General features: G+C 61.2%; 15 protein-coding genes. 2 read left to right on the plus strand and 13 right to left on the minus strand.

Features of this window, described 5'->3' with window-relative positions; translation table 11 throughout:
• From tpiA to rlmE, 5 genes are all read right to left on the minus strand, one after another.
• Window positions 1-756, minus strand: a complete 756-nt coding sequence (gene tpiA / locus KDB76_RS24745; RefSeq protein WP_023661275.1) for a triose-phosphate isomerase — start codon at window positions 754-756, stop codon at window positions 1-3.
• 65 nt (window positions 757-821) lie between these two features.
• Window positions 822-2,162, minus strand: a complete 1,341-nt coding sequence (glmM, locus tag KDB76_RS24750) for a phosphoglucosamine mutase (protein ID WP_038410155.1) — start codon at window positions 2,160-2,162, stop codon at window positions 822-824.
• A 16-nt stretch (window positions 2,163-2,178) separates the two neighbouring features.
• Window positions 2,179-3,030: a dihydropteroate synthase gene (folP, locus tag KDB76_RS24755; protein WP_024087765.1), complete on the minus strand. Its 852-nt coding sequence runs from the start codon at window positions 3,028-3,030 to the stop codon at window positions 2,179-2,181.
• Window positions 3,031-3,038: 8 nt separating this feature from the next.
• Window positions 3,039-4,943 (minus strand): ATP-dependent zinc metalloprotease FtsH, encoded by a 1,905-nt coding sequence (gene ftsH, locus KDB76_RS24760; protein WP_015271861.1) that lies wholly within the window; start codon window positions 4,941-4,943, stop codon window positions 3,039-3,041.
• Between the two features lie 203 nt (window positions 4,944-5,146).
• Window positions 5,147-5,773: a 23S rRNA (uridine(2552)-2'-O)-methyltransferase RlmE gene (rlmE, locus tag KDB76_RS24765; RefSeq protein ID WP_024087766.1), complete on the minus strand. Its 627-nt coding sequence runs from the start codon at window positions 5,771-5,773 to the stop codon at window positions 5,147-5,149.
• Between the two features lie 102 nt (window positions 5,774-5,875).
• Between rlmE and yhbY the strand changes: the two genes are divergently transcribed.
• Window positions 5,876-6,184 (plus strand): ribosome assembly RNA-binding protein YhbY, encoded by a 309-nt coding sequence (yhbY, locus tag KDB76_RS24770; RefSeq protein WP_003249945.1) that lies wholly within the window; start codon window positions 5,876-5,878, stop codon window positions 6,182-6,184.
• Between the two features lie 141 nt (window positions 6,185-6,325).
• On the opposite strand, the gene KDB76_RS24775 is transcribed toward yhbY, so the two are convergent.
• The 8 genes from KDB76_RS24775 to grpE form a co-directional block, all read right to left on the minus strand.
• Complete coding sequence (locus KDB76_RS24775) at window positions 6,326-6,766, minus strand: hypothetical protein (RefSeq protein ID WP_049798463.1); 441 nt, start codon at window positions 6,764-6,766, stop codon at window positions 6,326-6,328.
• Window positions 6,744-7,226, minus strand: a complete 483-nt coding sequence (greA, locus tag KDB76_RS24780; RefSeq protein ID WP_013974292.1) for a transcription elongation factor GreA — start codon at window positions 7,224-7,226, stop codon at window positions 6,744-6,746. The genes KDB76_RS24775 and greA overlap by 23 nt, the downstream gene beginning before the upstream one ends.
• The gene (carB, locus tag KDB76_RS24785; protein WP_024087768.1) at window positions 7,223-10,444 is read right to left on the minus strand and encodes a carbamoyl-phosphate synthase large subunit; all 3,222 of its coding nucleotides are present in this window, start codon (window positions 10,442-10,444) and stop codon (window positions 7,223-7,225) included. The genes greA and carB overlap by 4 nt, the downstream gene beginning before the upstream one ends.
• Before the next feature lie 105 nt (window positions 10,445-10,549).
• Complete coding sequence (gene carA, locus KDB76_RS24790) at window positions 10,550-11,686, minus strand: glutamine-hydrolyzing carbamoyl-phosphate synthase small subunit (protein WP_013974294.1); 1,137 nt, start codon at window positions 11,684-11,686, stop codon at window positions 10,550-10,552.
• Between the two features lie 325 nt (window positions 11,687-12,011).
• Window positions 12,012-12,818: a 4-hydroxy-tetrahydrodipicolinate reductase gene (gene dapB / locus KDB76_RS24795; RefSeq protein WP_013974295.1), complete on the minus strand. Its 807-nt coding sequence runs from the start codon at window positions 12,816-12,818 to the stop codon at window positions 12,012-12,014.
• A gap of 13 nt (window positions 12,819-12,831) precedes the next feature.
• The gene (gene dnaJ, locus KDB76_RS24800) at window positions 12,832-13,956 is read right to left on the minus strand and encodes a molecular chaperone DnaJ (protein ID WP_013974296.1); all 1,125 of its coding nucleotides are present in this window, start codon (window positions 13,954-13,956) and stop codon (window positions 12,832-12,834) included.
• A 197-nt stretch (window positions 13,957-14,153) separates the two neighbouring features.
• Complete coding sequence (gene dnaK, locus KDB76_RS24805) at window positions 14,154-16,079, minus strand: molecular chaperone DnaK (RefSeq protein ID WP_015271867.1); 1,926 nt, start codon at window positions 16,077-16,079, stop codon at window positions 14,154-14,156.
• A 101-nt stretch (window positions 16,080-16,180) separates the two neighbouring features.
• Complete coding sequence (gene grpE, locus KDB76_RS24810) at window positions 16,181-16,738, minus strand: nucleotide exchange factor GrpE (RefSeq protein WP_003258073.1); 558 nt, start codon at window positions 16,736-16,738, stop codon at window positions 16,181-16,183.
• A 191-nt stretch (window positions 16,739-16,929) separates the two neighbouring features.
• Here grpE and recN point away from each other — a divergent pair, with 191 nt between their 5' ends.
• Window positions 16,930-18,603, plus strand: a complete 1,674-nt coding sequence (recN, locus tag KDB76_RS24815) for a DNA repair protein RecN (RefSeq protein ID WP_024087769.1) — start codon at window positions 16,930-16,932, stop codon at window positions 18,601-18,603.
• The last annotated feature ends 126 nt before the right edge of the window (window positions 18,604-18,729 follow it).

An 18,729-nucleotide genomic window follows, 5' to 3' on the forward strand; every position in this document is an offset into this window, starting at 1 on the left:
TCAGTTTCCTGCGGCGCGACAAATTGCACCGAATTCGTCTGCGTTCAGGGAAGCTCCACCAATGAGCCCCCCATCGATATCCGGCATGCCGAACAGTTCGGCCGCATTGGCCGCCTTCACGCTGCCGCCGTAGAGCAACTGCACCTTCGCAGCCACTTCAGCATCTTTTGCCGCCAACTGGCTACGGATGGCTGCGTGCACATCCTGGGCCTGCTGTGGCGTGGCCGTAAGGCCGGTACCGATGGCCCATACAGGCTCATAGGCAATTACTGCATTGGCAAAAGCCTTAACACCGAATGCCTCGATGATACTGCTTAGTTGACGCCCGACAACTTCGAGCGTTTTGCCAGCCTCACGCTCTTCAAGGGTTTCCCCGATGCAAAGCACTGGCTTCAAACCTTTGGCCTGGGCCGCTGCAAACTTGCGATTGAGCACTTCGTCGGTTTCACCAATGATCTGGCGACGCTCCGAATGACCAATCAACACCAACTTGCAGCCTGCTTCAACCAGCTGTTCCGGAGCAACTTCTCCGGTCAGCGCACCCTGTTCGGGTTGTACTGCAGAATTCTGTGCGCCGACAGTAATTTCCTTACCTGCCAGGCCATCGATCACTTGATTGATGAACAAGGCCGGTGGAAATACAACGACTTCCACTCCGCTCGGCAAGGCCAGATTTCTCAAGCCTTCGGTCAGCTCAGCGACGCTAGCGCGGGTACCGTGCATCTTCCAGTTACCAGCTACCATAGGGCGACGCATGCTTTACCTCGTCGGTCAAAGTGGGCGCAGATAGTACCCAACCCTATCTGCGCTGGCAAGCGCCTTCAGACACAAACTTCGCCGACCAGTTTGGCCAACGCTTCTGCGTGCGCACGCACCTGGCTTTCGTCCTCGCCCTCGACCATCACCCGCACCAACGGCTCGGTACCGGATTTTCGCAGCAGCACGCGGCCGCGGCCTGCCAAAGCCTCGGTCACCTTGGCGCTGGCCTCCTTGACCGCCGGGTGCTCCAGCGGGTCGACCTTGCTGGCGCCATAGCGCACGTTGATAAGCACCTGCGGGCACTTGCGCAGGGCCTGACGAGCCTGCGCCAGAGTTTCGCCACGGCGCTTGAATGCCATCAATACCTGCAGCGCTGCGATGATCGCATCACCGGTGGTGGTGTGGTTGCAGCAAACGACGTGCCCGGAGTTTTCGCCACCGACCAGCCACTCACGCTCCAGCAGCTCTGCCATGACGTAACGGTCACCGACCTTCGCCCGCACGAACGGAACATCCAGTTCCTTCAGCGCAAGCTCCAGGCCCAGGTTGCTCATCAGCGTGCCCACCACCCCGCCCTGCAGCTTTCCACGCTCCTGCAGGTCGCGAGCAATGATGAACAGCAGTTCGTCACCATCAACGATGGCGCCGGTGTGGTCGACCATCAGCACGCGGTCGCCATCACCGTCGAAGGCGATGCCCAGGTCGGCATGACCGACCAGCACGGCAGCCTGCAGCGATTCGATGTGAGTCGAGCCACAGCCTTCGTTGATGTTCAGGCCGTCTGGCTGGGCATGCAGCACGGTCACTTCGGCACCCAGCTCGCGGAAAACGCTTGGCGCGACCTTGTAGGTGGCACCGTGGGCGCAATCGACAACCAGCTTGAGGCCGTCGAAGCTGGTGCTGGTCGGCACACTGCTCTTGCAGAACTCGATGTAGCGGCCGGCTGCATCGTTGATGCGCGAAACCTTGCCCAGCTTGCCCGACTCGACAACGGTCATCGGCTGATCGAGCAATTCCTCGATCATCAACTCGACTTCGTCCGGTAGCTTGGTCCCTTGGCCCGAGAAGAACTTGATGCCATTGTCATCGTGCGGGTTGTGCGAGGCGCTGATGACGATGCCGGCTTCGGCGTGGAAGGTACGCGTCAGGTAGGCGATGGCCGGCGTAGGCATCGGCCCGAGCAGCATCACATCGGCACCTGCCGCGGACAGGCCGGCTTCGAGTGCGGACTCGAACATGTAGCCGGAGATACGCGTGTCCTTGCCAACCAGCACTCGGCAGTGGCCTTGCTTGCGGAAGGCCATGCCGGCCGCCCAGCCAAGCTTCAGCATGAAGTCAGGCGTGATCGGGTATTCGCCGACGCGGCCACGAATGCCGTCGGTACCAAAGTATTTTCTGCTCATAGGGACTCCAATGTTCTTATTCGGCGTTTTGCACCGCAGCGATCATGCGCACCACATCAACGGTTTCGGCTACGTCATGGACACGAAGGATGCTCGCCCCCTTGGTCATGGCCAACGCCGCCAGCGCAAGGCTGCCATACAACCGCTCGCCAACCGGACGTTCCAGCGTCAGGCCGATCATGCTCTTGCGTGAAACACCCACCAGCAGCGGGCGCCCAAGGCGATAGAGCGCTTCCATGTGCTTGAACAGGCTCAGATTGTGCGCCAGTGTCTTGGCGAAACCGAAGCCCGGATCAAGGATGATTCTGTTTGCGTCGATGCCCGCCGCGGCGCAGGCGACCATTCGCTGTTCAAGGTAGCGCGTAACATCGGCGGTCACATCTTCGTAATGCGGGTCGTCCTGCATGTTACCCGGCTCGCCACGCATGTGCATGAGGCACACCGGCAGGCCGGTATCCGCGGCTGCGTCCAGGGCGCCATCGCGCTCCAGGGCACGCACGTCGTTGATCAACCCTGCACCGAGGCGCGCCGATTCACGCATGACGGCTGGCGTGGAGGTATCGACCGAGATGACCACGTCGAGTCGGCTGTTGATCGCCTCGACCATGGGGGCCACCCGCTCCAGCTCCTCGGTCACCGATACCGCGCGCGCACCCGGCCGCGTGGACTCTCCGCCGATGTCGATCAGCGTGGCGCCTGCGGCAACCATCGCTTCGGCATGACGCAACGCCTCATCACGCTGGTTGAAGCGCCCGCCATCGGAGAAGGAATCAGGGGTGATATTGAGAATACCCATGACATGGGTACGCGACAAATCAAGAACCCGATTGCCGCAAGGCAACCGGGTCGGGTACTGCACTGAGCTCATAGATGCCCTTAGTGTTGAGCCGCTGGACCGCCGATCGGCGATTCCGGGCGATCACCCTGGGCAGCTGGTTTGCCCGAAGCCGAGTCATCATCCCAGTCGCGCGGTTCGCGGGGGGTACGGCCAGCCATGATATCGTCAATCTGCTCGGCGTCGATGGTCTCGTACTTCATCAGCGCTTCGGCCATGGCATCGAGCTTGTCACGGTTGTCGGTGAGCAGCTGCTTGGCCGTGGCGTAGCACTGGTCGATGATGCTGCGCACTTCCGAGTCGATCAGCTTGGCGGTTTCGCCGGAAACGCTGGCGTGCTGGCTCGCAGCACTGCGACCCAGGAACACCTCGCCTTCTTCCTCGGCGTACATCAGCGGCCCGAGTTTTTCGGAAAGGCCCCACTTGGTCACCATGTTGCGGGCGATCTGGCTGGCACGCATGATGTCGTTGGACGCACCGGTAGTGACGCCGTCGAAGCCCAAGGTCATTTCCTCGGCAATACGGCCCCCGTACAGCGAGCAGATCTGGCTGATCAGTGCGCGCTTGGACAGGCTGTAGCGGTCTTCTTCCGGCAAGAACATGGTCACGCCCAGGGCACGGCCACGCGGAATGATCGAAACCTTGTAGACCGGATCGTGCTCAGGCACCAGGCGACCGACAATGGCGTGGCCAGCCTCGTGGTAGGCAGTGTTCTGCTTTTCTTTCTCGGACATGACCATGGTCTTGCGCTCGGCGCCCATCATGATCTTGTCCTTGGCCAGTTCGAACTCTTTCATTTCGACCAAGCGCTTGTTGGCGCGCGCGGCAAACAGCGAGGCCTCGTTGACCAGGTTGGCCAGGTCCGCACCGGAGAAGCCAGGGGTACCACGGGCAATGACCGCCGGGTTGACGTTCTCGCCGACCGGCACCTTGCGCATGTGTACCTTGAGGATCTGTTCGCGACCACGAATGTCCGGCAGGCCCACCACCACCTGACGGTCGAAGCGGCCGGGGCGCAGCAGCGCCGGGTCGAGCACGTCCGGACGGTTGGTAGCGGCGATGACGATGATGCCATCGTTCATCTCGAAGCCGTCCATCTCCACCAGCAACTGGTTGAGGGTTTGCTCACGTTCGTCGTGACCGCCACCCATACCAGCGCCACGGTGGCGACCAACGGCGTCGATCTCGTCGATGAAGATGATGCACGGGGCGTGCTTCTTGGCCTGTTCGAACATGTCGCGCACACGGCTGGCACCGACACCGACGAACATTTCCACGAAGTCCGAACCGGAAATGGTGAAGAAAGGCACCTTCGCCTCGCCGGCGATGGCCTTGGCTAGCAAGGTCTTACCGGTACCGGGCGGGCCTACCATCAGCACGCCACGCGGGATACGGCCGCCCAGGCGCTGGAACTTGCCCGGGTCGCGCAGGAACTCGACCAGCTCGCCGACTTCTTCCTTGGCTTCGTCGCAACCTGCAACGTCGGCCAGGGTGGTCTTGACCTGGTCTTCGGACAACAGGCGCGCCTTGCTCTTGCCGAAGCTCATCGGCCCGCCCTTGCCCCCCGCTCCGCCCTGCATCTGGCGCATGAAGAACATGAACACGGCGATGATCACCAGGATCGGGAAGCTCGCTACCAGCAGCTGTGTCCAGATGCTCTGCTGCTCAGGCTGCTTGCCTTCGATGATGACGTGATTGTCGACCAGGTCGCCGATCAGGCCGTTGTCAGTAATGGCCGGACGCACGGTCTTGAAATTGTCGCCATCGGCGCGCTTGCCGGTGATGATGTAGCCGTCGACGGTCACACGCTCGACCTTGCCATCCTTGACCTGCTGGATGAAGTCGGAATAGTTGAGGGTCTGCGGCTCGTTAGGGCTGGAGAAGTTGTTCATCACTGTCACCAGGACAGCTGCGATGATCAACCACAGGATCAGATTCTTTGCCATGTCGTTCAATTCGCTACCCTCTGAGGTCGGCGCACGACGCAGCCGTTCCTCGCATGATATTCATCGCCCTAACTTACTACATTACCTACGCAGCCGCAGGCACCGTCTGTAACCCTTTGTGAAAGCTAGACTACACGAAGTTCGGACGATCCTGACGCGGCGGCCGATTGGAAATAACTATCGGCCACCACGCTTCACGCCTTTCATGCCCCTTTGAAACCCCTGGCCAGCAGGTACTGCTCGCGGGAACGGTCACGCGACGACGACGGCTTGCGCATCTGTACCTTGTCGAACTTGCTGCGCACGTCCTTGAGGTACACGTCAAAACCTTCGCCCTGGAAAATCTTGATCAGGAAATCGCCGCCGGGCTTTAGCACGCGGGTTGCCAGATCGAGGGCCAGCTCGCAGAGGAACATGGCACGCGGCATGTCCACCGCAGGCGTACCACTCATATTGGGGGCCATGTCTGAAATCACAAGGTCTACGTGCGAATCGCCGACGGCCTCGAGAATGCGCTGCAGCACTTCATCCTGGGTGAAATCGCCCTGGATGAAGGTCACATCAGGGATCGAGTCCATCTCCAGGATGTCGGACGCGATCAGGCGGCCCTGGCCACCAATCAGACGACTGGTCACCTGCGACCAGCCACCAGGAGCAGCGCCGAGATCGATCACGCTCATACCTGGGCGGATCAGCCGGTCCTTTTCCTGGATCTCCAGCAGTTTGTAGCTCGCACGCGAGCGGTAGCCGTCCTTTTGTGCCTGTTTCACAAAAGGATCGTTGAAATGCTCTCGCAGCCAGTTTGCGCTGCTTTTGGAACGTTGTACCACGGGGCACCTCGATGATATGCGTCGTGATTGACTGGGCGGAGCCGGTGGCCCTCGGGTAAAATGCCGGTCAATTTTACAGAATCAGACGGAAAGGGTCAGATTATGCCGCTCAATAACGAGCAGAAGAAGCAATACAAGTCCATTGGTCATGACCTAAAGCCGGTCCTGATCGTCGCTGGCAACGGTTTGAATGAAGGCGTCATCGCCGAACTGGAGCGCGCCTTGGTCGACCATGAGCTGATCAAGGTCGAAATTCGCTCGGAAGACCGCGAAGAGCGCGCCGAGACCATTGCCGAACTGTGCAAGGCCGGCCGTGCCGAACTGGTGCAGACCATCGGCAAGAAAGCGCTGATCTACCGCAAGAACCCACAGCCGAACAAGCAACTGTCCAATATCCACCGTTACAAGTAACGGCAAAGGGGCTGCTGCGCAGCCCATCGCCGGCAAGCCAGCTCCCACAGGTACGGCGCATGGCCTGAATTCGATGCGGTCGGTGTGGGCGCCGGCTTCCCGGCGATGGGCCGCTAAGCGGCCCCAGCGATCTCGAGCCGCTTAGCGGCGCACCTTGACCGGAACCGGCTGGGCCACCAGCACGATGCCGGAAAAGCCCAGCACCAGGAAACAGAGCAGCTGCCAGCGCTCGCCAACGGAAATACCGTAGCGCAAGGTGTAATACCCCACGCAGGCACCGAAGCCGAGCAACAGCATCTGGCCACGGAACTGCTGCCACCAGGCCGACAGGCCGTCCACCCTTGCCAGCACCGCCAGCTGGGTCAACAAGCCAAGCAGCGCCACACCGATCAACCAGCGGTCGATCTGCCCGGCGATATCCTGCACCAGCAGCGGCGCCAGGCCACTGACCTTGAGCGCGGGCACCAACCCCACGTGAAACACCCACAAGCCACCGACCCAGAAAACCTGGGCCAGCTGCCATAGGATCCCCTCGAGTGATGGCGCCCGCAGGCGCCGGTCAGATGTGCTTGACTTCGACAATCTCGTACTCGACCGTGCCGCTAGGCGTCTTGACGACGACAGTATCACCTTCTTCCTTGCCGATGATGGCACGGGCAATCGGCGCTCCGCTCGAGAGCTTGCCCTGTTTAACGTCGGCTTCATCCTCGCCGACGATCTGGTAGGACACCTCTTCATCGGTTTCGGTGTTGGCCAGTACCACGGTGGTACCGAAAATCACCTTGCCGGTGTGAGGGATGGTAGTCACGTCGATCACCACCGAGTTCTGCAGGCGGCCTTCGATATCGCGGATACGTGCCTCGACCATGCCCTGCTCTTCACGGGCGGCATGGTATTCGGCGTTTTCCTTGAGGTCGCCCAGTTCACGTGCTTCGCCGATGGCCTGGCTCAGGCGCGGGCGCTCGGTCTTGCTCAGGAACAGGTGCTCCTCTTCCAGGGCGCGAGCGCCCTGGACGGTCATCGGGTACTTGGTAATGCTCATGCTTTCAGTCCTGCATGCAGATCCTGCAGACGACGAACGGTCTTTTCCGGACCGAATTTCAGCGCCTCGCAGATGGCTTCACCGGCCGCAATGGTAGTGGTGCAGTAAATCTTGTGCTGCAGCGCATTGCGACGAATCGAGTAGGAATCGGCGATCGACTGGCGGCCTTCGGTGGTGTTGATGATCAGCGACACTTCGTCGTTCTTGATCATGTCGACCACGTGCGGGCGACCTTCGGTCACCTTGTTCACACGGCGCACTTTCAGGCCAGCCGCTTCGATAACCTTGGCAGTGCCGGCAGTTGCAACCACTTCGAAGCCCAGGGTGATCAGGTCGCGGGCAACGCCAGCCACTTGCGGCTTGTCGTCGTCACGCACGCTGATGAATGCGGTACCGCCGGTCGGCAGTACTTCGCTGGCACCCATCTGGGCCTTGGCGAAGGCTTCACCGAAGCTGTCACCGACACCCATGACTTCACCGGTCGATTTCATCTCAGGGCCGAGGATCGGGTCAACCCCCGGGAACTTGGCGAACGGGAAGACGGCTTCCTTGACGCTGTAGAAGTTCGGGATGATTTCCTGGGTGAAGCCCAGCTCTTTCAGGGTTTTGCCGGCCATGACGCGGGCCGCGATCATCGCCAGGGAGGTGCCGATGCACTTGGAGACGAACGGCACGGTACGCGAGGCGCGCGGGTTGACTTCAATCACGTAGATCTTGTCGCCCTGCAGGGCCAGTTGCACGTTCATCAGGCCGACCACGCCCAGCTCCAGGGCCATTTTCTTGACCTGTACGCGGACTTCGTCCTGCACTTCCTTGCTCAGCGAGTACGGTGGCAGGGAGCATGCCGAGTCGCCGGAGTGAACGCCGGCCTGCTCGATGTGCTGCATGATGGCGCCGATCACCACATCGGTGCCGTCGCACACCGCATCCACGTCCATCTCGATGGCGCAGTTGAGGAAGTGGTCGAGCAGTACCGGGCTGTCGTTGGACACCTGCACAGCTTCGCGCAGGTAGCGCTTGAGCTCGTCCAGCTCGTAGACGATTTCCATGGCACGGCCGCCCAGTACGTAGGACGGGCGCACTACCAGCGGATAGCCGATGCCGCCAGCAGCGCTGATGGCTTCTTCTTCGCTGCGCACGGTGGCGTTTGGCGGCTGCAGCAGGCTCAGGCGCTGAACCATCTGCTGGAAGCGCTCGCGGTCTTCAGCGCGGTCGATGGCATCCGGGCTGGTACCGATGATCGGTACGCCAGCTTCTTCCAGGGCGCGGGCCAGTTTCAGCGGGGTCTGGCCACCGTAGTGGACAATCACGCCTTTCGGCTTTTCGACGCGGCACACTTCCAGCACGTCTTCCAGGGTCAGCGGCTCGAAGTACAGGCGGTCGGAAGTGTCGTAGTCGGTGGAGACGGTTTCCGGGTTGCAGTTGACCATGATGGTCTCGTAACCGTCTTCACGCAGCGCCAGTGCGGCGTGTACGCAGCAGTAGTCGAACTCGATACCCTGGCCGATACGGTTAGGGCCGCCACCCAGGATCATGATCTTGTCGCGGGTCGACGGGTTGGCCTCGCACTCTTCCTCATAGGTGGAGTACAGGTAGGCGGTGTCGGTAGCGAATTCGGCAGCGCAGGTGTCGACGCGCTTGTACACCGGGAACACTTCCAGCTTGTGGCGGTGACGGCGCAGGTTCTTGTCGGTGATACCCAACAGCTTGGCCAGGCGCTGGTCAGAGAAGCCCTTGCGCTTGAGGCGCAGCATGTAGTCCTTGTCGATCGACGACAGGGCCAGGGTCTTGACCTTCTCTTCTTCCTTGATCAGGTCTTCCATCTGCACCAGGAACCACATGTCGATGCCGGTCAGGTCGAAGATCTGCTCGCAGGTCATGCCGGCACGCATGGCGTCAGCCACGTACCAGATACGCTCGGCGCCCGGTACGGTCAGCTCGCGCTTGAGGATGCTGCTGGCTTCAGGGTTGGCCAGGTCGACTTTCGGGTCGAGGCCGCAGGCGCCGACTTCCAGGCCGCGCAGAGCTTTCTGCAGAGACTCCTGGAAGGTACGGCCGATGGCCATGACTTCACCCACGGACTTCATCTGGGTGGTCAGGCGGGCGTCGGCTTTCGGGAATTTCTCGAAGGCGAAGCGCGGCAGCTTGGTGACGACGTAGTCGATCGACGGCTCGAAGGAGGCCGGGGTGCGGCCGCCGGTGATGTCGTTCTGCAGTTCGTCGAGGGTGTAACCGACAGCCAGCTTGGCAGCGATCTTGGCGATCGGGAAGCCAGTGGCCTTGGAGGCCAGCGCCGAGGAACGCGAAACGCGCGGGTTCATCTCGATCACGACCATGCGGCCTGTGTTCGGGCAGATACCGAACTGAACGTTGGAGCCGCCGGTTTCAACACCGATTTCACGCAGCACCGCCAGGGAGGCGTTGCGCATGATCTGGTATTCCTTGTCGGTCAGGGTCTGTGCCGGGGCGACAGTGATCGAGTCACCGGTGTGCACACCCATCGGATCGAAGTTCTCGATCGAGCAGACGATGATGCAGTTGTCCTTCTTGTCGCGGACAACCTCCATCTCGTATTCCTTCCAGCCGATCAGCGATTCGTCGATCAGCAGTTCCTTGGTCGGCGACAGGTCCAGGCCACGGGCGCAGATTTCTTCGAATTCTTCACGGTTGTAGGCGATACCACCACCGGTGCCGCCCATGGTGAACGACGGACGGATGATGCACGGGAAGCCCAGGCGCTCGAGGACGGCGTTGGCTTCTTCCATGCTGTGGGCGATACCGGAGCGCGGGCACTCCAGGCCGATGTCCTTCATGGCCTTGTCGAAGCGCGAGCGGTCTTCGGCCTTGTCGATGGTGTCGGCATTGGCACCGATCATTTCCACGCCGAACTTTTCCAGAACGCCGTGGCGCTCCAGGTCCAGGGCGCAGTTCAGTGCAGTCTGGCCACCCATGGTCGGCAACAGTGCGTCCGGGCGCTCTTTCTCGATGATCTTGGCCACCGACTGCCACTTGATCGGCTCGATGTAGGTGGCGTCGGCCATGGCCGGGTCGGTCATGATGGTGGCTGGGTTGGAGTTCACCAGGATGACGCGGAAACCTTCCTCGCGCAGGGCTTTACAGGCCTGGGCGCCGGAGTAGTCGAATTCGCAGGCCTGGCCGATCACGATCGGGCCAGCGCCAAGAATCAGGATGCTTTTGATGTCTGTACGTTTTGGCATGGTTGTCACTCAAATCCGGGGTCAGTCGGCAAGCCGCTTTGAACAATCTGGGTCAGGCGCTTCCGGGCGCGGCGCAAGCCGGCCCGGGGCCTTGAAGCAGGATGCTCAGCGGCGCTTGGCCATGGCATCGATGAAACGATCGAACAGTGGCGCGACGTCGGTCGGGCCTGGGCTCGCTTCAGGGTGGCCCTGGAAGCTGAACGCGCTCTTGTCGGTGCGCTCGATACCCTGCAGGGTGCCGTCGAACAGCGACTTGTGGATGGCGCGGACGTTACCCGGCAGGGTGGCCTCGTCAACGGCAAAGCCGTGGTTCTGGCTGGTGATCATGACCACACCGGTGTCCAGATCCTGGACCGGATGGTTGGCACCGTGGTGGCCATGGCCCATTTTCACGGTCTTGGCGCCAGAAGCCAGGGCCAGCAGCTGGTGGCCCAGGCAGATACCGAATACCGGGATCTCGGTCTCGAGGATTTCCTTGATCGCCTGGATGGCGTAGTCGCAAGGCTCGGGGTCACCAGGGCCGTTGGACAGGAAAACGCCGTCCGGGTTGAGTGCCAGCACTTCGCTGGCCGGAGTCTGGGCCGGCACCACGGTCACGCGGCAGCCACGGGCAACCAGCATGCGCAGGATGTTCAGCTTGACGCCGTAGTCGAAGGCGACCACGTGGTAAGGCAGGTCAGCGGCTTCGATGGTCGGATGGCTGTCGGTCTTCAGCTCCCACACGCTGGAGCGCCACTCGTAGCGTTCCTTGGTGGAAACGACCTTGGCCAGATCCATGCCCTTCAGGCCCGGGAAGGCGCGGGCAGCGGCGATGGCGGCTTCTTCGCTGATGTTGTCACCGGCGAGGATGCAACCGTTCTGAGCGCCCTTTTCACGCAGGATTCGGGTCAGGCGACGGGTGTCGATGCCGGCGATGGCGACGACGTTGTTGGCCTTGAGGTACTCAGGCAGCGACTGGGTGTTACGCCAGTTGCTGGCCAGCAGCGGCAGGTCACGAATGACCAGGCCAGCGGACCAGACGCGGTTCGACTCGGCGTCTTCCGGGGTAGTACCGGTATTGCCGATGTGCGGGTAGGTCAGGGTAACGATTTGCTGCGCATAGGAAGGGTCTGTAAGGATTTCCTGGTAGCCGGTCATAGCGGTGTTGAATACCACCTCACCAACGGTCTGACCGTCGGCACCGATAGCTTCACCGCGGAAAATACTGCCGTCGGCAAGGGCGAGTATGGCTGGCTTTGTCAAGAAGACCTCCCGTAAATCAAGCATGAAAGGGCGATCGCAGGTTGCAAAAAAGCGGAGTGACGTATGGACACGTCACCCCGCTTTCATGTGCTGAATTCAATTCGCTGCGCGCTTTTAGTGGACACACTAAAGCTGTAGCTTACAGAAAAGTGCGTTTTCGGTCTACCGCGGATGTGCCTCTAAAACACATCAATGCGACAGGCTGACATCTGTGCCGGCTTCTTCGCGGGTAAACCCGCTCCTACAGGGATAGAGCCATGCCTGGGCAACGCTGTACCTGTAGGAGCGGGTTTACCCGCGAAGAAGCCAACACAGTTCAAACTGCTTAACGCAGCTCGAGCACATCCTGCATGTCGTACAGGCCAGGCTCGCGCCCGTCCAGCCACAGCGCCGCACGCACGGCGCCCTTGGCAAAGGTCATGCGGCTGGAAGCCTTGTGGGTAATCTCGACGCGCTCGCCTTCAGCGGCGAACAGCACGGTATGATCACCCACCACATCTCCAGCACGCACGGTGGCGAAGCCGATGGTCTGACGCTCACGTGCACCGGTCTGCCCTTCACGGCCATACACGGCCACTTCCTGCAGGTTGCGACCCAGCGCCTGGGCAACCACTTCACCCATGCGCAGCGCGGTGCCCGACGGCGCATCGACCTTGTGCCGGTGGTGCGCTTCGAGGATTTCGATATCCACATCGTCACCCAGCACGCGCGCTGCGGTATCCAGCAGCTTAAGGCACAGGTTGACGCCGACGCTGAAGTTGGCGGCAAAAACGATCGGGATTTCCTTGCCGGCTTCGGCCAACTGCTGCTTCTCTTCCGGCGTGAAGCCAGTAGTGCCAATGACCATGGCCTTGCCCGCCTTGCGGCAGAACGCCAGGTTCTTAAGGGTCACCGAAGGGTGTGTGAAATCGATCAGCACGTCGAACTCGTCGACCACCTTGGACAGGTCGTCGGAAATCGGCACACCAATACGACCCAGGGCCGCCAACTCACCGGCATCAGCCCCAACCAGCGAGCTGTCCGGGCGGTCTATCGCCGCCGTCAGGCCCGCTTGGGGGGCCTGTTGCTGCACGGCCTCGACGAGGGTCTTGCCCATCCGCCCTGCCGCGCCCATCACTGCAATACGTCGCATAGCCATTTCCTTGTCAGAGATCGCCGAAGAAGCGCTTCACGCCATCGAACCAGCCACTGGCCTTGGGCGAGTGAGAGCTATCGCCTTCCAGCGAATCACGCAGCTCTTCGAGCAACTCGCGCTGACGACGGCTGAGATTGACCGGGGTTTCCACCGCTACACGACAGAGCAGGTCGCCCGCACCACCACCGCGCACCGGAGCAACACCCTTGCCGCGCAGGCGGAACTGCTTGCCGGTCTGGGTACCCTCCGGGATCTTCAGCTTCACCCGACCATCGAGGGTCGGCACCTCCAGTTCGCCACCCAAGGCAGCATCGGTGTAGCTGATTGGCACTTCGCAGTACAGGTGCTTGCCATCACGCTGGAAGATCTCGTGCTCACGCACGTTGATCACTACATACAGGTCGCCGGTCGGGCCACCATGGGTACCAGCCTCGCCCTCGCCCGACAGGCGGATGCGGTCGCCAGTATCGACACCTGCCGGCACCTTGACCGACAGCGTCTTGTATTCCTCGACACGGCCTTCGCCGTGGCACGAGGTGCATGGGTCGGTAATGATCTTGCCCTGGCCATGGCAGCGCGGGCAGGTCTGCTGTACCGAGAAGAAGCCTTGCTGCATGCGCACCTGGCCGATACCGCCACAAGTCGGGCAGGTAGATGGGGTCGAGCCCTTCTTGGCACCGGAGCCGTCGCACGGCTGGCAGTTGACCAGCGTGGGCACACGGATGCTGACCGTGGTGCCACGTACCGCTTCTTCCAGGTTCAGTTCCAGGGTGTAGCGCAGGTCACTGCCGCGCTGAGCACCACCACGCGAGCCGCCACGGCCACCCCCGAAGAAGTCGCTGAACACATCACCGAAGATGTCGGAGAAGTTGGCACCACCGAAACCGGCGCCACCACCACCCATGCTTGGATCCACACCCGCATGACCGTACTGGTCGAACGCAGCACGCTTGCTGGCGTCAGACAGCACTTCGTAGGCCTCGTTGGCCTCCTTGAACTTGTCTTCCGACTCTTTGTCGCCTGGGTTGCGGTCCGGATGGTACTTCATCGCCAGGCGACGGTAAGCCTTCTTGAGGTCTGATTCGCTGGCGCCGCGCTCGACACCCAATACCTCATAATAATCACGCTTGGACATAGGTCATTTGCACCTTGTTGGGCGTCTGGCATCTACGCCGCGCCATCAGCACCCGCCATTTGCCCACCAGGGCCACTGACAGATGCTGTAAAAATTCTCGAATTCCAGATACGCCAACGCGGGAGCAAGCCCCCGCGCGGCGACATCCTACCAGCTCACCACCAAACGGCGGTGAACTGGCCGACAACATGCAGGGATTACTGCTTGTTGTTGTCTTTCACTTCTTCGAACTCAGCGTCAACCACGTCATCGTGCTTGGCTTCCGGCTCGGCCTGCTGTGCGCCGCCCTGAGGCTGTTCGGCCGACTGCTCGGCGTACATCTTCTGGGCAACCGGCGCCGAAACCTTGGACAGCTCCTCGACCTTGGCGTCGATGGCAGCCTTGTCGTCGCCTTTGACAGCGGCTTCCAGGGCAACAACGGCAGCCTCGATGGCGGCTTTCTCTTCAGCGGTAACCTTGTCACCAGCGTCAGCGACCATCTTGCGGGTCGAGTGAACCAGCGCGTCACCCTGGTTACGGGCAGCGGCCAGCTCTTCGAACTTGCGGTCTTCCTCGGCGTTGGCCTCGGCGTCACGCACCATGCGCTCGATCTCTTCGTCCGACAGGCCGGAGTTGGCCTTGATCACGATCGACTGCGACTTGCCAGTGGCCTTGTCCTTGGCACTGACGTGCAGGATGCCGTTGGCGTCGATGTCGAAGGTTACTTCGATCTGTGGAACGCCACGTGGAGCCGGCGGAATGTCAGCCAGGTCGAACTTGCCCAGCGACTTGTTCTGTGCAGCCTGCTTGCGCTCACCCTGCAGCACGTGAATGGTCACGGCACCCTGGTTGTCGTCGGCAGTCGAGAACACCTGCGACTTCTTGGTCGGGATGGTGGTGTTCTTCTCGATCAGCGAAGTCATCACGCCACCCATGGTTTCGATACCAAGGGTCAGCGGGCTGACGTCCAGCAGCAGTACGTCTTTGACGTCACCAGCCAGCACCGCGCCCTGGATAGCAGCACCCATGGCCACGGCTTCGTCCGGGTTGACGTCCTTGCGCGCTTCTTTACCGAAGAAGTCGGCAACGGCTTTCTGCACCAGCGGCATACGGGTCTGGCCACCGACCAGGATCACGTCGTCGATCTTGCTTGCATCGATACCGGCGTCCTTCAGGGCGATACGGCAAGGCTCGATGGTACGGGCAACCAGGTCTTCGACCAGCGATTCCAGCTTGGCGCGGGAAATCTTCACGTTCAGGTGCTTCGGACCGGTAGCGTCTGCAGTGATGTACGGCAGGTTTACGTCGGTCGACTGAGCGGAGGACAGTTCGATCTTGGCCTTTTCAGCGGCTTCTTTCAGGCGCTGCAGTGCCAGCGGATCGTTCTTCAGGTCCATGCCGGACTCTTTCTTGAACTCGTCGACGAGGTAGTCGATCAGGCGCATGTCGAAGTCTTCGCCACCCAGGAAGGTGTCGCCATTGGTAGCCAGTACTTCGAACTGATGCTCACCATCGACTTCGGCAATCTCGATGACCGAAACGTCGAAGGTACCACCACCCAGGTCATAAACGATGACGGTGTGGTCGCCCTTGGCCTTGTCCATGCCGTAAGCCAGTGCAGCGGCAGTCGGCTCGTTGATGATGCGTTTTACATCCAGGCCAGCGATGCGACCGGCATCCTTGGTGGCCTGACGCTGACTGTCATTGAAGTAGGCCGGAACGGTGATGACCGCTTCGGTAACTGGCTCGCCGAGGTAGTCTTCGGCGGTTTTCTTCATTTTTTTCAGGACTTCGGCGCTAATCTGCGGCGGAGCCATGTCCTTGCCACTGGCCTGTACCCAGGCGTCGCCATTGCTGGCCTTGACGATCTTGTAAGGCACCAGCTTGATGTCTTTCTGTACAACATCTTCTTCGAAGCGGCGGCCGATCAGGCGCTTCACTGCGAACAGAGTGTTGTGCGGGTTGGTGACCGCCTGACGCTTGGCCGACTGACCAACCAGGATTTCGCCGTCATTGGCGTAGGCCACGATCGAAGGGGTGGTACGCGCACCTTCGGCGTTTTCGATGACCTTGACGTTACCGTTTTCCAGAACAGAGACGCACGAGTTGGTGGTCCCCAGGTCGATACCGATGATTTTACCCATGTTAACTCTCCCGAAACTTGAATTTGGTAGCAGCGACTACTTTGGCCAACTGCGGTAATACTTGAAGGCTTGACACCTAGATGGGGATGCCCGGATGGATTTCAAGCCTTTTCATTGATCGAGGGTTGCGCCGCGCTTGGCGCCTTGCTGACCACCACCATGGCGGGGCGCAGCAGGCGACCGTTGAGCAGATAGCCCTTCTGGAACACGTTCAGCACGCTGTTCGGCTCCACTTCGGCGTTTTCCTGCATGGCCATGGCCTGGTGGTGCTCAGGGTTGAACGGCTGGCCGTGCGGGTCGACTGCTTCGAGGTTGTAGCGCTTGAGAGTGTCCTGGAACATCTTCAGGGTCAGCTCGACACCCTCGCGGATCTGCTTGACGTGCTCATCGTCGGCACTGGAGTGCGCCAGGGCCAGTTCCAGGCTGTCGATCACCGGCAGCAGGTCGCCCGAGAACTTCTCGAGGGCAAACTTGTGGGCTTTCTCGACATCCTGCTCGGCACGACGACGAGCGTTCTGCACGTCGGCAACGGCGCGCAGCGCCTGGTCCTTGGCGGCGGCCAGCTGCTCTTCGAGTTCCAGGACGCGGGCATCGGCAGCATTACCTGCACCGGTCTCTTCGACGTTAAGGTCTTTCTCGTTCAGCTGTTCGTCAGCCATGGGGTCTCTCCTGCGCAATTTTGTGGACTGCGAGCCAGGCTCGCCTTTGATGTCGGCTATATGGGGCCGGAAAAACCAGCTTCAAGGGGCAAGGTCGTTTTCCCGGCTGCAACACAATCTGCCAAGGGGCATTGGCAGGCCTGAAAAAAGTACTGTATAAATAACCAGACCTGACTTTCGGGAGCCGCCCCATGCTGGTGCACCTGTCCATTCACAACTACGCCATCGTCGAGCACCTCGACCTCGAGATCGCCCGAGGCATGTCCGTCATCACCGGTGAGACCGGTGCAGGCAAATCGATCATGCTCGATGCCCTCGGTCTGGCCCTGGGCGACCGGGCCGACAGTGGCGTGGTGCGCCCCGGCACGGACAAGGCAGACATCCTCGCCACCTTCGACCTGGTGGACATCCCCGAGGCGCATGCCTGGTTGGCCGAGCGTGACCTGGACAACGACGGCCTGTGCATCCTGCGCCGGGTGATCACCGCCGAAGGCCGCAGCCGCGGCTACATCAATGGCACCCCCTGCCCGCTCGGCGACCTCAAGGCACTGGGCGAGCTGCTGATCGATATCCACAGCCAGCACGAGCACCAGTCACTACTCAAGACCGACACCCATCGCCGCCTGCTCGACGAGTACGCCGGCGCCATCGACCTGGCCCGTCAGGTACAGCTGGCGGCCAAGCGCTGGAACCAGACCCGCCTGGAGCTGGAGCGCCTGTCCAACTCCGGCGATGAGCAGCGCGCCCGCCATCAGCTGCTGAGCTACCAGCTGGAGGAACTGGACAACCTCGGCCTGGGTGAATACGAACTGGAGCAGTTGGAGCAGGAACACAAGAACCTGACCAGCGCCGAAGCCTTGTTCGGCATCTGCCGCCAGGTCATCGACCAGTGCAGCGAAAGCGATTCGGGCAACGTGCTCAGCGCCCTCACCTCCAGCCTCAACCGCCTGGGTGCCGCCCCCAACTCGCCAAAGGCACTGGGCGAAGCGGCCAACCTGATCGCCAGCGCGCAGATTCAGGTCGAGGAAGCCGTGGGCGAGCTCAATCGTTTCCTCGACAACTTCGACGCCGATCCCATACGCCTGCAGGCATTGGAAGAACGCCTCGACACTATCTATACGCTGGCACGCAAACACCGAGTGCACCCAACCGAACTGCCCCACCTGCAGCAGCAACTGATGGAAGAGCTGGAGGGCCTGAACGCTAGTGATGAGTCGATCGAGCGATTGGGTGAAGAACTGGCCGCTTTTGCCCAGCATTATAAAGAGAAGGCGCTCGAGCTCAGCGCGCTGCGCCAGCAGGCCGCCCAACAGTTGGCGGTGGCCGTCGAGCAGGAGATCCAGCGCCTGGGCATGCCTGGCGGGCGCTTCTGTATCGCACTCACACCCAATGAAGGAGCAGACCTTTCGCCCCATGGCCTGGAGCAGATCGAGCTACTGGTCAGCGCCAACCCTGGCCAACCGCTCAAGGGCCTGGCCAAGGTGGCCTCAGGCGGTGAACTGTCCCGCATCAGCCTGGCGATCCAGGTGATTACCGCGCAGACCTCGCGCATTCCCACCCTGGTGTTCGACGAAGTCGACGTCGGTATCGGCGGGCCTACTGCCGAAATCGTCGGCCAATTGCTGCGCCGCCTGGGCGAGCGAGGCCAGGTGCTGACCGTAACCCACCTGCCGCAAGTAGCAGCACAAGGTCATCACCACCTGTTCGTACACAAGGTGCGCAATAGCGACACTACCCACACCGCCGTGGCCAACCTGGGCAAGCGCGAGCGGGTCGAGGAAGTGGCAAGGATGCTGGGCGGCATAGACCTGACCAAGGAATCCCTGGCGCATGCGCGCAAGATGGTGGTGAGCGGCAAGGCTTGAACCCTTTTTCAGGCCCATTCGCGGGTAAACCCGCTCCCACAGGATATTCACCGGACCTGAGCCTGCGCAGTACCTGTGGGAGCGGGTTTACCCGCGAAGAGGCCGGCACAAACGACACCGCTCTCT

It is taken from the genome of Pseudomonas sp. JS425, from assembly GCF_018223845.1.
Taxonomy (GTDB): Bacteria; Pseudomonadota; Gammaproteobacteria; order Pseudomonadales; family Pseudomonadaceae; genus Aquipseudomonas; species Aquipseudomonas asiatica.

Bases quoted from the DNA above. Each gene is read 5' to 3' on its own strand.
- tpiA (WP_023661275.1), bottom strand. From the start codon at position 756: ATGCGTCGCCCTATGGTAGCTGGTAACTGGAAGATGCACGGTACCCGC.
- glmM (WP_038410155.1), bottom strand. From the start codon at position 2,162: ATGAGCAGAAAATACTTTGGTACCGACGGCATTCGTGGCCGCGTCGGC.
- folP (WP_024087765.1), bottom strand. From the start codon at position 3,030: ATGAGCTCAGTGCAGTACCCGACCCGGTTGCCTTGCGGCAATCGGGTT.
- ftsH (WP_015271861.1), bottom strand. From the start codon at position 4,943: ATGGCAAAGAATCTGATCCTGTGGTTGATCATCGCAGCTGTCCTGGTG.
- yhbY (WP_003249945.1), top strand. From the start codon at position 5,876: ATGCCGCTCAATAACGAGCAGAAGAAGCAATACAAGTCCATTGGTCAT.
- greA (WP_013974292.1), bottom strand. From the start codon at position 7,226: ATGAGCATTACCAAGTACCCGATGACCGTCCAGGGCGCTCGCGCCCTG.
- carB (WP_024087768.1), bottom strand. From the start codon at position 10,444: ATGCCAAAACGTACAGACATCAAAAGCATCCTGATTCTTGGCGCTGGC.
- dapB (WP_013974295.1), bottom strand. From the start codon at position 12,818: ATGCGACGTATTGCAGTGATGGGCGCGGCAGGGCGGATGGGCAAGACC.
- dnaJ (WP_013974296.1), bottom strand. From the start codon at position 13,956: ATGTCCAAGCGTGATTATTATGAGGTATTGGGTGTCGAGCGCGGCGCC.
- dnaK (WP_015271867.1), bottom strand. From the start codon at position 16,079: ATGGGTAAAATCATCGGTATCGACCTGGGGACCACCAACTCGTGCGTC.
- grpE (WP_003258073.1), bottom strand. From the start codon at position 16,738: ATGGCTGACGAACAGCTGAACGAGAAAGACCTTAACGTCGAAGAGACC.
- recN (WP_024087769.1), top strand. From the start codon at position 16,930: ATGCTGGTGCACCTGTCCATTCACAACTACGCCATCGTCGAGCACCTC.